Here is a 14,907-nt window from a genome sequence, read left to right as displayed (position 1 = left end):
ACAGGTGTTATACGTGATGAGTACCTGGTTAATCTATGCGCTGCTATCTGCCCTCACCGCCTCTCTGGTGGCAATATTGGGTAAAATAGGTCTGCAACATTTAGATGCTAATACCGCCACCGCCATACGTGCGGTAGTAATGGCACTGTTTTTAGTGGGCGTGGTGGTAGTTCAGGGCAAATTCAATCTGGTCGGTGCCATTTTGGCCGATAAAAAAGCCCTGCTATTTGTGGTATTGAGTGGCGTCGCCGGTGCACTATCCTGGCTATTCTATTTTATGGCCATTAAAAATGGCAATGTTTCGCAAGTCGCCCCCATAGATAAACTGAGTGTCGTTTTCGCCGTGATTCTGGCCTTTATTCTCTTTGGTGAAAAAATCTCGCTCATTGCTGGATTGGGGGTCGCGTTGATTACCGCCGGCGCTTTGATGGTGGCATTGGGCTGATTGGCTATATTGAACACAGTAAAAAGGCAGCGCTTAGGCTGCCTTTTCCATTATGGATATTGCCCGCTATTTAGCGCCAGCCAATACATCGCTGACAATATCAACGGCTTCCTGCTCTATCTTTTCGCGGTGTTCTGCGCCAAGGAAGCTTTCACAGTAAATTTTATACGCCTCTTCGGTGCCAGATGGGCGGGCGGCGAACCAGCCGTTGTCAGTCATCACCTTCAGCCCGCCAATCGAGGCGCCATTACCCGGTGCGCTGGTTAAACGCGCAGTGATAGGATCACCTGCCAACATACTCGCGGTCACCATTTCAGGTGACAACTTAGCCAGCGCATTTTTCTGCGCCTGGGTTGCCGGAGCTTGAATACGGTTATAACTTGGTGCACCAAAACGTTGCGCTAACTCATCATAGTGATGCTGTGGATTCTTGCCGGTCACTGCCGTGATTTCCGCCGCCAGCAGACACATGATGATGCCATCTTTGTCAGTGGACCAGGGGGTGCCGTCAAAGCGCAGGAAGGATGCCCCGGCACTCTCTTCGCCACCAAAACCAAAACTGCCATCGTGCAATCCATCGACAAACCACTTGAAGCCGACGGGCACCTCCACCAGCTTGCGGCCTAAATCAGCCACCACTCGGTCAATCATCGCACTGGAAACCAGCGTCTTACCCACAGCCACATCAGCGCCCCATTGCGGGCGATGCTGGAACAGGTAGTTGATCGATACTGCAAGGTAATGGTTCGGATTCATCAATCCGGCCGGCGTGACAATGCCATGGCGGTCATAATCGGGATCATTAGCAAAGGCTAAATCAAATTTGTCGCGCAGCGCCAGCAGCCCCGCCATCGCCGATTCTGATGAGCAATCCATGCGGATCACACCATCATGGTCAAGATGCATAAAGCGGAAAGTCTGATCGATAGAGTCGTTAACTAGCGTCAGATCCAACTTATAGTGCTCACCAATGCGTTGCCAGTAGGCAATACCTGAGCCACCGAGCGGATCGACCCCCAATTTCAAACCCGCGCGCTGAATGGCAGGGATATCCACCACATCGCCCAAGCCCTCAACATAGGGTTGGATCAAATCTTGTTCACACAGATGATTGCCGCGCCAGGCTCTATCCAGCGTCTGACGTTTCACCCCTTCTAAATGCAGGCTAAGTAACTGGTTAGCGCGCTTTTCAATCACTGAGGTCAGATTGGTATCTGCCGGGCCACCATTGGGTGGATTGTACTTGATACCACCATCTTCAGGCGGGTTGTGGGAGGGCGTGATAACAATGCCGTCAGCTAGCGCTTTACCCTGTAGGTTATGGCAAAGAATGGCGTGTGAGATTGCGGGGGTCGGGGTGAAACCATTCTCTTGTTGCACCACCACATCCACGCCATTCGCCGTCAGCACTTCCAGCACCGAAATAAAGGCCGGTTCCGACAATGCGTGGGTATCTTTACCCACATAACAGGGGCCAGTTATGCCGTGTTGATGGCGAACTTCCGCAATCGCCTGCGCGATAGCCAGAATGTGCGCTTCATTAAAACTGTGACGTAATGAACTGCCACGGTGCCCAGAGGTGCCAAATTTGACCGCATGGGCTGGGTTTTCTGCATCCGGCTGCAATACATAGTATTGCGACGTCAACTGAGCAACATTAATCAAATCGCTTTGCTGAGCTGCTTGCCCAGCACGAGGGTGGTTAGCCACAATAACGACTCCTATATACCCGTTATCTTTCAAGCTACAGATATCCTGGCCGCGCTTGCTTACGGCCCTCCTGCATATTGAAATCTATTGGGCACAGTTTCAACGAAATTAGATAGTTCCGCACACTTTATCAGTCAGATCCGGCGGGAACTGCATTGCCAACATGATGTGTTGCACCATGCTGCGTTTACGCTCGGTATTGGTATTGGTAATCACCCAGTATGGCGTACCGGGGAGATGTTTGGGCTTGGTATGTGTCCCATTTTGCAATAACGTCTGCTGATCACCCGCAAAATAGACCCGAGTGCGGCCATGTAGTGATTCAGTCGCCTCAGTAAAGGCGTGAGCATCCAGTGTGTAGAGCGTTGATAGCACTAACATAAAGCGGTTAACCGCCCTATTTTGCTCGGCATATTCATCGGATAGCAGCAGTTCGCGCACCGCACGAACCCGATCCCGTGGTGCTGGAGCCGCCGCCACTTTCGCCGCATCATCAGTGGTTGCTGAACTCACTACCGGCTGACCTGCGGTAAATTTCAACATACGCCGTAAAATATCGGACGCACTTTCGCCAATGTGTTGCGTATGACTGGCAATATAGCGATAAAGCTCTTCGTCGAGTTCAATAGTTTTCATCATTATCCAGTACGGTTTTCTACTTTCTTATGCATATCCAAGGATTATAAAGTCAAAGTGCGCTAACGAGTACCTTTATCATGGCATTATTGGGATAATAACCCGCACCGCCAGTAGCCACTCAACAATCCACATCTATTTGATAAGCATATCTCTATAAACATATGTCTGATAAACATATGCCTGATAAAATCGTGGCGCAGCACACCTTCGCTCAGTCATGATACCCTAACCAGAATATCTCTCAGCATGAACTTCGCCATGAAATTAAACTTCCGCTTACAAAACGCACTTTCTCCCACCCCGTCACTGCCAATCATTCTGATCCATGGATTATTTGGTAACCTTGATAACTTGGGGGTATTGGCCCGCGACCTGCAAAAAGAGCATAACGTTATTCAGGTTGATCTGCGCGATCACGGTTTATCACCCCGTTCGCCTCAGGTGAACTACCCGGATATGGCGCAAGATGTGCTGGAGTTGATGGACCAGCTTGCGATAGAGAAAGCGATAATTATTGGTCATTCGATGGGTGGAAAAGTCGCAATGGCACTGACGGCAATAGCTCCGGATCGCATTGCAAAAGTGGTCGCGATTGATGTCGCCCCGGTCAATTATCAGGTGCGCCGCCACGACTCTATTTTTACAGCGCTCAATGCCGTAAGTGCCGCCGGTATCACTCAGCGTCAGGAGGCCGCTCAACTGATGCGTGAGTCAATAAAGGAGGAGGGGGTTATCCAGTTTTTGCTGAAGTCATTTCAGAATGGCGAGTGGCGGTTTAACGTGCCTGCGCTGTGGGACCAATATAACAATATTGTCGGCTGGCAGCCCATCCCACCCTGGCCCCACCCTATTTTGTTTATTCGTGGTGAATTATCGCCCTATATCCAGGATAGCCATCGCGATGATATTGCCCGCCAATTCCCGCAAGCCCGCGCCCATGTCGTCGCCGGAACCGGTCACTGGGTACATGCTGAAAAACCTGACTCTGTCTTGCGAGCTATCCACCGCTTTATTGATGATAATCCAGCGGCCAAACAGCACACTGAATAAAAAAAACAGAGCGCGCCTTGGATGTTGATTAAAAATTATACCCTGGGGAAAAGAAATGTATTTCCTGTGGAAAAATTGTGCAAAAAAGAGCGAATTAGCCCAATCTAATCACAGTAAAGCATTGTCGTTGCTCGGTTGGCTGGGGTATTATGGCGCGCTATAAATTTGCTGCGGTGTTTGGCAGCAAATGCAAATTCAGGCTGCTGACATAGAGGTTATTCAATGCGTTCTATCTATGTTCTAAGCTTGGAATGTGTAAACCAAATCATCAAGAAAGGCTACGCCACGCTTTCTGATGTCACTCCCTTGTAGTACCGCGACCTATGGCAAAAGAACAAACGGATCGCACGACGCTGGATCTGTTCGCAGATGAACGCCGTCCGGGGCGCCCGAAAACAAACCCATTATCCCGTGATGAACAGCTTAGAATTAATAAGCGAAATCAACTACGGCGCGATAAAGTACGTGGCTTACGACGCGTGGAACTGAAGATTAATGCCGATGCCGTCGATGCTCTCAACAGCCTTGCTGAGCAGCGTAACATCAGCCGCAGTGAACTGATTGAACAGATGTTACTGGCTCAATTAGCCCATGATCAAGAGGGGTTTTAACCCTATCAGTTACCACCACGGCGTGGCGTAATCACTTACGCCACGCCGCTATTCCTAGAAAGTTTCCCAGTTGGCGTTGCTGTCTGCCTTGGCAGCGACAGGTGCCAGTTTTAATGGATTCGCCCGAGGTTTCACTGCTGGTTTTGCCCGCGCATCATCTGATTGTAATTTAAATACCGCCACTGCTCGGTTTAGCTGCGTCGCCTGCTCTTCCAATGAAGCCGCAGCACGCGAAGCTTCCTGCACCAAAGCAGCATTCTGCTGGGTCACGCTGTCCATCTCTGCCACCGCTTGCCCAACCTGACTAATGCCCTTACTTTGCTCATCAGAAGCCGAGGCTATCTCTCCCATTAAGTCGGTTACATTAGTGATCGAACGAACGATTTCATCCATGGTGACACCGGCACTCTCCACCAATGCCGACCCGCTTTTCACTCGGTTGACCGACTCGGTAATCAAGCCATCAATCTCCTTCGCCGCCTGCGCACTGCGCTGTGCCAAATTACGCACTTCACTGGCGACCACCGCAAAACCACGGCCCTGCTCACCCGCTCTGGCCGCTTCAACTGCGGCATTCAACGCCAAGATATTGGTCTGGAAAGCAATACTGTTAATCACGGTGGTAATATCCGCGATTTTGCGCGAACTGGCAGAGATCTCATCCATGGTGTGCACCACGTCAGCCACCAGCGCCCCGCCTTTTTTCGCCGTGATGGAGGCACTCGCCGCCAGTTGACTGGCGTGATGCGCATTATCAGCATTATGTTTTACGGTCGCGGTTAACTGCTCCATGCTAGCTGCCGTCTCTTCCAGTGCGGCGGCCTGCTGCTCGGTGCGAGACGACAAATCGGTATTGCCCGCAGAAATTTCGGCCGCGCCGTGATAAATCCCATCCGTACTGCTACGGATAGCCTCTACGGTATTGACCAAACTGGTTTGCACATCGCGCAATAGCGGGAATAGCTGCCCAACGCAGTTACGCCCAAAATCGACGATAGGCTGCCCAAGCTGACCGGAAGCAATAACCCGAAAATGCGCACGGATCTCATCCAGCGGACGCACCAGATTGGCCAATAGGTAGCGGTCAGTAGCCAGTAAAATCACCAGACCGGCCACCAATGCAGAGATAAGTGTTATGCTGCTCACTTTTGTCAGTTGCGAGAATTGCACTTTCGCCACGCCAATGGCCTTTGACGCCGCCTGATTAAAACCCTCGGCAACCGCGCCATATTGGCGGCTTAATGCAGGCACCGTTTTTTTCGCCAGATCTTGATAAGCGGCGGTATTGTTATCCATTGCGGCCTGATAAAGCGGCATCACCCCCTGCTCAATTAATCCACTCCATCCATCAATCACTCCAGCGACTAAAGCAGGATCAATCTGTGCATGGTCGATAGCTTTAAACTCGGCGAGTCTTTTCTTCAGGTTTTCCAGCGCGGCACTGGACGATTTTAGCTCTTTATCCGCATCGGCCAGGTTACCGCTTTGGTGATAATCGACTGCGCGGGCAAGACGGGTCACCATGCGGAAATATTGATCCGTCCCCTGATTAACTAAATTCATATTCTCAACCAACACCGTATTCGCGTTAGATGATTGTGTGAGTTGATTCAGTGATAACAATGTATAGGCAGATACACCGCCCCAGAGCAGGCAAAAGGCGCCAAGCACCCATAATAGCGCTGCTCTGATAGTAATATTTTTTAAAAACTGCATGTTCGTTCCCCTTATATATCGGATGGTTACCGTTAGAGACTCTGGTGTTATTTGATGACCGAAAAGCAATAAAGGACGTTCCATACAGCTAACGACAACTCCTTTCCGGCAAATTTTCATCTGACGGTTTCCCCCTGGCACCGCTAATTGCAACCTTGCGGTTACACAACGGTTATCGGCAATGAGGTTATAAGGTTGAGCAACTCACAAAAATTTAATATCGCATAAACTTGATACCCGCCCGGCAGGGTTTTCTGGCATGATGCTGCGCTATGAAATGTGTTATATTATTGGGCAGAAAGCGCAATAATCTGCATAAATATTTGAATTTATAAGGTATTAAGTTATATGGCGACTGTAGGCATTTTCTTTGGCAGCGATACTGGCAATACCGAAAACATTGCCAAGATGATCCAAAAGCAACTGGGCAAAGATGTTGCTGAGGTTCACGACATTGCCAAAAGCAGCAAAGAAGATTTAGAAGCCTTCGATATCCTGCTGATCGGTATCCCAACTTGGTATTACGGCGAAGCACAATGTGACTGGGATGATTTCTTCCCGACACTAGAAGAGATCGATTTCAACGGCAAGCTGGTTGCCCTATTCGGTTGCGGTGATCAGGAGGACTACGCAGAGTATTTCTGCGATGCGATGGGCACCGTGCGCGACATCATCGAACCACGTGGTGCCGCGATTGTCGGTCACTGGCCAACAGCCGGTTACCACTTCGAGGCCTCCAAGGGCCTGGCTGATGATGATCACTTTATCGGTTTAGCCATTGATGAAGATCGCCAACCGGAACTGACGAATGAACGTGTTGATGCTTGGGTAAAACAGATCAGTGAAGAGATGAATTTGTCTGAAATCACCGGCTAATACGCCATCCCGAAAACGCTGTGGTGTATTGAGCATCGCCCAGCGTTTTCGTTGCTCTTCATCCCTTTCACCCTTCTCTGTTAAGCAGCCCACAGATCCACATCTTCATTCGTGAAAAATAAAAATAAGTCGCTACAACTTTTTAACGTTATCGCTAGCGAACATAAACTAAAATGATGCTACACCCCCATTCATCAATACACCGCATGATTAATCTGGCAAAGTGTGCAATTATATCTTTGTTAACAACCACGGTTTTCATTTGGGGCGAGCAGTTCTATAATGAGACGTAATTGTAATTATTACGCCACGGATGTCATAGGCTGAACAGCCTTAATTTGAATCGATAGTAACAGGACTGAATCCGCATGACTGACAACAACAAAGCCTTAAAAAACGCTGGCCTTAAAGTAACACTGCCCCGGCTGAAGATTCTGGAAGTGTTGCAAGATCCGGCGTGCCACCACGTCAGCGCGGAAGATCTTTATAAAAAGCTGATCGATATTGGTGAAGAGATTGGTCTGGCGACGGTTTACCGCGTTCTGAATCAATTTGACGATGCCGGTATTGTGACCCGCCACAATTTCGAAGGCGGTAAATCAGTCTTTGAGTTGACGCAGCAACATCATCACGATCACCTGATTTGCCTGGATTGCGGCAAAGTGATCGAGTTTAGCAATGAAGCGATTGAAACTCTTCAACGTGAAATTTCTAAGCAACACGGCATCAAGCTGACCAATCACAGTCTCTACCTGTACGGCCACTGTGAATCCGGCGATTGCCGTGAAAACGAGTCTGCGCACGATAAAAGATAATGCCGCATTATCGCATTGATCTTATAAAGATTTTAAGCACTGAAAAAAACCCCGGCAAGCCGGGGGAAAACCATCAACTCAACTTCACTTAATTTTGTTTACCACAAAACAGGGTAAACAGCAGACACAGCGATTTGAAACCCATCATCAGACTTTAACTGGCTCGGCCCGGCTATGACGTTTACCATCCGGGCTGGTTGAGCGGATCATTACATTACCACTGACTTTAGGTTGCACTTTGGCATCATACTGCTGCCATTGCTTACCACCATCAGTGGAGTACTGGATAATCAAGCCCGGTAAGGAGATATTAGCCTCCAATTGACCCGCGACCACTCGTGCTCCCGGCACCGGCAGCCGGTAAGCGATGCCCGCTTTATCCAGTTTCGCCAGTTCACGTTGACCCATGATGTTGGCAAAACGCTGCCAATCAGTGTCCAACGCCTTGGTATCCACCAGATGCGTCTCGCCGCCTCTGTACTCCCGACCCGCTTGATAATCTTGCTCCCATGACGCACGATGCCAGGCGCGCTCCGCCAGCGGTAATGCCCGTGGGAAGATCATGTACTCCATCTGCTCATCGGTACGGACAGTTTCATTCCACGACTGACCGGAGATACCGTGCACACCAGGCCATGGCTTGTCGCTCTTCGCACTGAAGTGATTACCATCGCGATCAACAGAGGTTTCGGCGTTTTGCGGCATGTTGTCTGGGGCGAAACTGAACACTTTTTCCTCGTCGTTAAAGCGGGTTGCCCAGTAGTAGCCACGTTCGCTCGGGTTAACTTCATACGGCATGTCGAAGTAGACATAATCCGGGTTGGACGCCACCACTTCGTAGCCTTTATTGGCCCAATCATTGATTGAGTCGGCACCGCCCCAGAACAGGGTGTCCCAGAAGTTGACACCAACACGTTTGGTCGCAAACTCTTTCGCGTCTTTGGCATCTTTCAAGCCATCCTGCCACGCTTGCATTTTTTCGATGCCATGGGCATTAACTAATTTGCTCACCTCAATGGCGAAGTAGCTGGAGAGATGCTCCACATCCTGAACTTTGCCTTGCTTGACCATCTCTTGACAGACCTGCGACTTGGCCCATGGCTTATCTTCAACACTCTTATCAATGATGCCTTTGCCCGGCTCAATTGGGCCGTTTTTGTCCTGGAACCCCGACCCCAGACGGATATTTTTCGCCTCATCACCGCCAAAGTGCCAGGTGGTCAACGGCATACCGGCCTCTTTGTGCATCTGAGCCATTTCGCCAATCACTTTATCGACAAAGCGCTTAGAGGAGTCCAGACATGGGTTCAGATAACTTTTGCGCTCATAGAACTGCACCGAGGTGGTGTTGGAGTCATCGGTAGGATCCAGCAGGCGGAATTCATTAGCCTCTTTCTCTTTCCCCTGCTTCATCAGATTGTTGTAGCGGGCCTCCATGGAAACGACCGCGGCACGAGCATGGGCTGGCATGTCAATTTCAGGAATAACATCAATCTGGCGCGCTTGGGCGTATTTCAGGATCTCGATGTAGTCATCGCGGGTGAAATGGCCGCTCCCCAGATTACTGCTATCCGGGCCAGACCCCAGCTGCGGCAACAAACAGCTGTTTTCAGTCAAGTCGTGACAACGTTTGCTGCCCACATCGGTTAACTCTGGCAGGCCTGGGATCTCAATGCGCCAACCCTCATCGTCGCTTAGATGGAAGTGGAATTTATTCAGCTTGTAGGCGGCCATCTGGTCCAGTAAACGCAGCACCGCCTCTTTGGTTTTGAAGTTACGGCCAACATCGAGGAAGAGACCACGGTATTCAAAGCGCGGGGCATCTTTTGCGTCTAGTGTGGCGATTTTTTGGCTGCCGTCAGTGGGCACTAAAGAGAGGATAGATTGCAAACCATAGAACACACCGGAGGGATCAAAACCAATGACCTGTGCGCCTTTGTCACCAATTTTCAGCTCATAGGCACCGGAAACCGCTAAGTCGCCTTTAAACACCGCCGGTTGAATCGAGGTTTTTATCGGGAAGCCCGTGGCGTTCAGTTTCAGGCCGAGTAATTCGAAACGCTGCTGTACCACCTCGGCAGCCGGTTTAGGTAAAGCGCTCAGATCCAGTGCCACGCCCTGGCTCAAATTCACGTCTTGCGGATGAATTTTGACCTCCATTGGCGTCGGAATAATCTGCCCGCGTAGGTTTGCTGCCGTTAATGTTTTCACCGCTTCATTTTTGACGAAACGAGACTCCGGCGTCATCAGCACGTTATTGTCATCTTTGGTACGTTTCCACTGATCGCCCGTAAATTGGGTTAGATATTCGTTGATATCTTCAGTGTCGGTACTTTTCAGCACCTTGGGTTTCGCATCGCCGGAGGTGGCATACCAGCGCGGCATAAAGTCAGTGGCAAACAGCTGCCAATATTCACCCGTTATCGGGATTTCAACCGCCTGATTGGCAGGAAAACCGGCGAATTTAGCCGTAGGTTCAATTTTATGCAGGTCACCGGTCAGGTGTGTGATGCTGAATTGATCGTTATCTACCGTCAGAATTTGGCGAATGCTGTGGAAGTAAATGGCCCAATCCCGGCCTTTGATCTCATCCCCAGTGTTGGTCAGAGTTATCATTACTTGGTTGCAAGATGCCCAATCAGCCCCCAATTTGGCGCAATCAGCACCATTCTCACCAGCACGGTTATCCAATACTTTATAGTTAACTTTCAAGGTGCTGAGCTGGTCAACAATCTGTTGATTGGCGGTGTCCGCATTGGCGGCCCCCATCAAGCCGAAGGTCGCGGTGATCGCCGCTAACGTATTTAATTTGAATCTGTTCATCACTAACCTCATCCGTAATTAATAATTGCAGCCAGAGTCACTACTGGAAGTATTGCTGCTGGCTGAATTATTGTTAGCTTAATTGCTACTCTCAGAATGGTTTCAAGCTTAGTTATTGGCGCGAATTTCTTGCCAAAGTTTTCCGCACTGCGCCTCATAGGCCTGACCATTACCGGTATGCGCCGCGTCAATACAGCGCTGATAATCCAATACCCGAACCGTCTCTTTCTCAGTAAAAGCTTGATGCGCTCTCTCTTGCTTCAAGACATTCAATACCGCTTTGCAGGGGATTAATCTCTCCGGCGAGCCTTCACTGGCATTGATACAAGCGCTGTATGCTTGCTTCAGCTTAGTGTCTTCCGGTTGAGCCGGCGCTTGCGGCGCACAGGCACTCAATCCCAATACCACGGCAATAATAAAAAGCGTTTTCTTCATAGCAGGTGCTCCATTATGACCCCGGAGTGGTTACCGGGGAGGGCAATCAGAAGATGGTAAATGGTGCAATTACGATGAATTTAACGTCTTTCTCATCCTGGAACACATTGCCGAAACCACCGCCAAAGCTTGGAATATTGGTATGGTTGTCGTACATGGTGTAATGCAGTTTGAATAGGGTGCCTTTCGCCCGACCCTCTTGCAGCGTGTAGAGCACATCAAAGTTCCATGCGGACTCTTTCAGGCGGGTATTTTGGTCGAATTTGGGGTTACTGCTTGGTTTTGCATCCCAGCCATAGGCATAGGAAGTCCCCACTGACCAACCCGCTAAGTTCCAGTTTTTCAGGTCATACATCACGCCACCAAACAGCGCTTTTTCGCCGTTGGCGTTGAAGTCAGAGCGAGAATCCCACCAAACGTCCAAACGGCCGTTGGAGGTCGCATAACCTGGAGTCATACGTTGCAGGAAGTAGCCTTGGTTACCTTCAGCTTTAGCCCAAGTCCCTTCCAAACGCAGGTCAAATGGCCCGGTGGTGTAACCCAGAGTTAATGCTTGCAACCAGGCTAAGCCGTCATAGACGTCATTCACATTGCTGGCACCACCATCAACTTTGTCTTTCGCGCCGTAGAACTGGTAAGAGGTACGCAGATCATTGCCCGCAACCGGGAAGGCGTACGAGGCTTTGGCAAAATACTGATCCATGTAGTCTTTGGCCTGGCCGAATGCCGCTTCCATCACCAGCTTATTTTTGAAGTCGTATTTGGCACCGATTGAGTGCAGGTAACTCACGCCGGTCAAACCATCCGCCTGACGGAAGTTGTACATATTCTGATACCACGGCGCTTTATATTCATCGGTCCACATGTAGGACATGGACAGTGCACCCGCTGTATCAAAATCGAATTTCGCACCGCCTTCAGCACCACGATAAGTCCCGGGCATGAAGCTCCAGTGTGGTGCTAACAATGTCTGCCCTGTCGGTTGGATATAACCACCACGCGCCCAGAAATCACCAAATTTGAATTTGGCTGCCGCCTTATACACGCTGACGCCACTCTTATCGCCAGTCCATTTTTCATCCCAGCGAGTTTTAGCATCACTGAAACCAATTTCGTTTGGTGCTGCCGGGCCGCTGTTGGTCATTTCAACTGCACCGAAAGCGGCCAGGTCGATACCAAACATGTCTGCCGCGTAGCCGGATGAGAAGTCCAGATTGGCGTTAAAGGTGGAGTGATGCAGGTTAGCAACATATTTGCCATACTCTGCACTGCCCGGCGTTAAATCCTTACGGTCACGCTGACGCTGCCAATAATAGATACCGCCAGTCAGTGACGAATCATCCACAAAGCCTTCAGCCCTGGCCTCTGGGGTTGCCATAAACCCCGTTCCTAACAATGCGCCCGCGACAGCGAGCACTAACGTTTTACGTTTAGCATCGTGCGTAACCATAAGAAAAAATTCCTCTTTGACATCACATTTAAAGTGCTTTGCCTATGTCCACCACAGCTCACAGGTTCAGCCTCAAAAAAACCCTAAGTGGGTAAAATTTAGCTGGGGAGAGATCTCCACCAGCTGTTACTGATTTAAAAAAACGTCTCTTTCGATAAACGCTCTGAAGATTGCTGCTGGGATACAGACTATTTTTCGCGACGCGAATTATCAATTAAAAAAGTCAATAATTATTCAAAGTATGACAACGAGCACATAACTGTGAAAAAATATTACAGAACTCACAAAAGCTTTAAAAACAATGCATAAGCTTCTCAGTGAACTCAAAAATCGTCTCTCATTGACATCTTGAATGGTTTCAGCAAATACAATAAAACACGGAATATTCCAGTGGAAAATCACATTATTTCCCTGGTTAATTTGTAAAGCGAATATTTAAGAAAGACTTACAGATCGCCACGTCATCATGTGCAAAGAGGGTAATCAGTCGATATTGACCAAAAGAAAATGCAGAAAAGAGGAAATTGAATAGGCGGGTCTAATGTTTAATAAACAAAACAAAGGGTATTTTTAAGCATAAAAAAGGCGTGGACTTAGCCACGCCAATTAAGTTGAATCTGATTGCTAAAGCTTAGTTTGTCGCCTTGGCAGCCCAGGTATCACGCAAACCTACTGTGCGGTTAAAGACCAGCGCATCAGGGCGGGAGTAGCGGCTATCAGCACAGAAATAACCTTCACGTTCAAACTGATAGGTTTTCTCTGGCACAGCACTCGCCAGGCTTGGCTCAACGAAGCCCTGACGGATAACCAAAGACTCTGGGTTAATCGTCGACAGAAAATCTTCTGCGGCTGCCGGGTTTGGTACACTAAACAAACGGTCGTATAAACGAATTTCCGCAGGCAAGGCATGTTTAACCGAAACCCAGTGAATAACGCCCTTCACTTTACGGCCATCTGCGGGATCTTTATTTAATGTTTCGGCGTCATAGCTGCAATAAAGCGTCGTAACATTACCTTCAGCGTCCTTCTCGACACGTTCAGCTTTAATCACGTAAGCATTGCGCAGGCGCACTTCTTTGCCCAGTACCAAGCGCTTATATTGCTTATTCGCCTCTTCGCGGAAGTCAGCGCGATCAATATAAATCTCGCTATCAAATGGAACCTGACGGGTGCCCATATCCGGATTATTCGGATGATTTGGCATCGTCAACCACTCTTCACCAGCCGCACGGTTTTCGATAATCACTTTGATCGGATCAAGAACCGCCATAGCCCGTGGAGCATTTTCGTTCAGATCATCACGGATACATGACTCCAGTGACATCATTTCAACGTTGTTATCCTGCTTGGTCACACCAATACGGCGGCAGAATTCGCGGATAGAGGCTGCGGTGTAGCCACGGCGACGCAAGCCAGAAATAGTCGGCATACGTGGGTCATCCCAGCCCTCTACAACCTTCTCTGTCACCAGTTGGTTCAGCTTGCGCTTAGACATAATGGCGTATTCGAGATTCAGGCGGGAGAACTCATATTGGCGCGGATGGCACTCAATGGAGATATTATCCAGCACCCAATCATACAAGCGGCGGTTATCCTGGAACTCCAACGTACAGAGTGAATGGGTGATCCCTTCAATCGCATCAGAAATGCAATGGGTAAAGTCATACATCGGGTAGATGCACCACTTGTTACCCGACTGGTGGTGTTCAGCAAATTTAATGCGATACAGCACCGGATCACGCATCACAATAAAAGGTGACGCCATGTCGATTTTGGCACGCAGACACGCGGTGCCTTCAGCAAAGCCGCCAGCACGCATTTTTTCAAACAGCGCCAGGTTCTCTTCCACACTGCGGTCACGATACGGGCTATTTTTACCCGGCGCAGTCAGTGTGCCGCGATATTCGCGCATCTGCTCAGCTGTTAACTCATCCACATAGGCCAGACCCTTGTTAATCAGCTCTATTGCGTACTGGTACAGTTGATCAAAATAGTCTGAGGAGTAACGTACATCACCGCTCCAGGTGAAACCTAGCCACTCTACGTCGCGCTTAATAGATTCAACGAATTCGACGTCCTCTTTCACCGGGTTGGTGTCGTCAAAACGCAGATTGCATTGGCCGTTATAATCTTGTGCGATGCCAAAATTCAGGCAAATGGATTTCGCATGACCAATATGCAGGTAGCCGTTTGGCTCCGGCGGGAAGCGGGTATGAACCGACGTGTGTTTGCCGCTGGCTAAATCTTCGTCAATGATCTGACGGATAAAATTACTCGGGCGGGCTTCTGCCTCACTCATTGTTCTATTCCTCAATGCAAACGCAACAAATATAACCG

The 14,907-nt window shown here is 49.4% G+C and carries 12 protein-coding genes; 5 read left to right on the top strand and 7 right to left on the bottom strand.

The genetic code is table 11. The features are described 5' to 3' along the window. Positions 1-16 precede the first annotated feature (16 nt). The gene (locus tag HRK25_RS12225; protein ID WP_032898493.1) at positions 17-445 is read left to right on the top strand and encodes an EamA family transporter; all 429 of its coding nucleotides are present in this window, start codon (positions 17-19) and stop codon (positions 443-445) included. 66 nt (positions 446-511) lie between these two features. On the opposite strand, the gene pgm is transcribed toward HRK25_RS12225, so the two are convergent. Both pgm and seqA read right to left on the bottom strand, forming a co-directional pair. Beyond that, positions 512-2,155: a phosphoglucomutase (alpha-D-glucose-1,6-bisphosphate-dependent) gene (gene pgm / locus HRK25_RS12220; protein WP_005277117.1), complete on the bottom strand. Its 1,644-nt coding sequence runs from the start codon at positions 2,153-2,155 to the stop codon at positions 512-514. A gap of 108 nt (positions 2,156-2,263) precedes the next feature. Beyond that, positions 2,264-2,791 (bottom strand): replication initiation negative regulator SeqA, encoded by a 528-nt coding sequence (gene seqA / locus HRK25_RS12215; RefSeq protein WP_032898494.1) that lies wholly within the window; start codon positions 2,789-2,791, stop codon positions 2,264-2,266. A gap of 261 nt (positions 2,792-3,052) precedes the next feature. Between seqA and ybfF the strand changes: the two genes are divergently transcribed. Both ybfF and ybfE read left to right on the top strand, forming a co-directional pair. Beyond that, a complete protein-coding gene (ybfF, locus tag HRK25_RS12210; RefSeq protein ID WP_032898495.1) occupies positions 3,053-3,844 on the top strand; it encodes an esterase in 792 nt (263 codons plus the stop codon). A gap of 323 nt (positions 3,845-4,167) precedes the next feature. Continuing rightward, positions 4,168-4,455 carry a LexA regulated protein gene (gene ybfE / locus HRK25_RS12205; protein WP_005277127.1) on the top strand — a complete coding sequence of 96 codons (288 nt, stop codon included), beginning with the start codon at positions 4,168-4,170 and terminating at the stop codon, positions 4,453-4,455. A 54-nt stretch (positions 4,456-4,509) separates the two neighbouring features. Here the strand turns inward: ybfE and HRK25_RS12200 are convergent, their stop codons facing one another. Further along, the gene (locus HRK25_RS12200) at positions 4,510-6,171 is read right to left on the bottom strand and encodes a methyl-accepting chemotaxis protein (RefSeq protein WP_005277130.1); all 1,662 of its coding nucleotides are present in this window, start codon (positions 6,169-6,171) and stop codon (positions 4,510-4,512) included. A gap of 348 nt (positions 6,172-6,519) precedes the next feature. Here HRK25_RS12200 and fldA point away from each other — a divergent pair, with 348 nt between their 5' ends. Beyond that, positions 6,520-7,047, top strand: coding sequence for a flavodoxin FldA (gene fldA, locus HRK25_RS12195; protein WP_005277133.1), 528 nt, complete (start codon positions 6,520-6,522; stop codon positions 7,045-7,047). A 368-nt stretch (positions 7,048-7,415) separates the two neighbouring features. Next, positions 7,416-7,862 (top strand): ferric iron uptake transcriptional regulator, encoded by a 447-nt coding sequence (fur, locus tag HRK25_RS12190; RefSeq protein ID WP_004875622.1) that lies wholly within the window; start codon positions 7,416-7,418, stop codon positions 7,860-7,862. Between the two features lie 147 nt (positions 7,863-8,009). Here the strand turns inward: fur and HRK25_RS12185 are convergent, their stop codons facing one another. From HRK25_RS12185 to glnS, 4 genes are all read right to left on the bottom strand, one after another. After that, positions 8,010-10,685 carry a beta-N-acetylhexosaminidase gene (locus tag HRK25_RS12185; protein WP_099460535.1) on the bottom strand — a complete coding sequence of 892 codons (2,676 nt, stop codon included), beginning with the start codon at positions 10,683-10,685 and terminating at the stop codon, positions 8,010-8,012. Between the two features lie 108 nt (positions 10,686-10,793). After that, entirely contained in the window at positions 10,794-11,120 is a 327-nt protein-coding gene (gene chiQ / locus HRK25_RS12180; RefSeq protein ID WP_005277139.1) for a ChiQ/YbfN family lipoprotein, read from the bottom strand. A gap of 46 nt (positions 11,121-11,166) precedes the next feature. Next, positions 11,167-12,570 carry a chitoporin ChiP gene (gene chiP / locus HRK25_RS12175; RefSeq protein WP_005277144.1) on the bottom strand — a complete coding sequence of 468 codons (1,404 nt, stop codon included), beginning with the start codon at positions 12,568-12,570 and terminating at the stop codon, positions 11,167-11,169. 631 nt (positions 12,571-13,201) lie between these two features. Then, a complete protein-coding gene (glnS, locus tag HRK25_RS12170) occupies positions 13,202-14,869 on the bottom strand; it encodes a glutamine--tRNA ligase (RefSeq protein ID WP_005277148.1) in 1,668 nt (555 codons plus the stop codon). Positions 14,870-14,907 lie beyond the last annotated feature (38 nt).

Origin of the sequence: Yersinia bercovieri ATCC 43970 (assembly GCF_013282745.1) — a bacterium.
GTDB lineage: Bacteria > Pseudomonadota > Gammaproteobacteria > Enterobacterales > Enterobacteriaceae > Yersinia > Yersinia bercovieri.
Note: the sequence above shows the minus strand (reverse complement) of the source record. Positions and strands in the feature narration are given on the sequence as shown.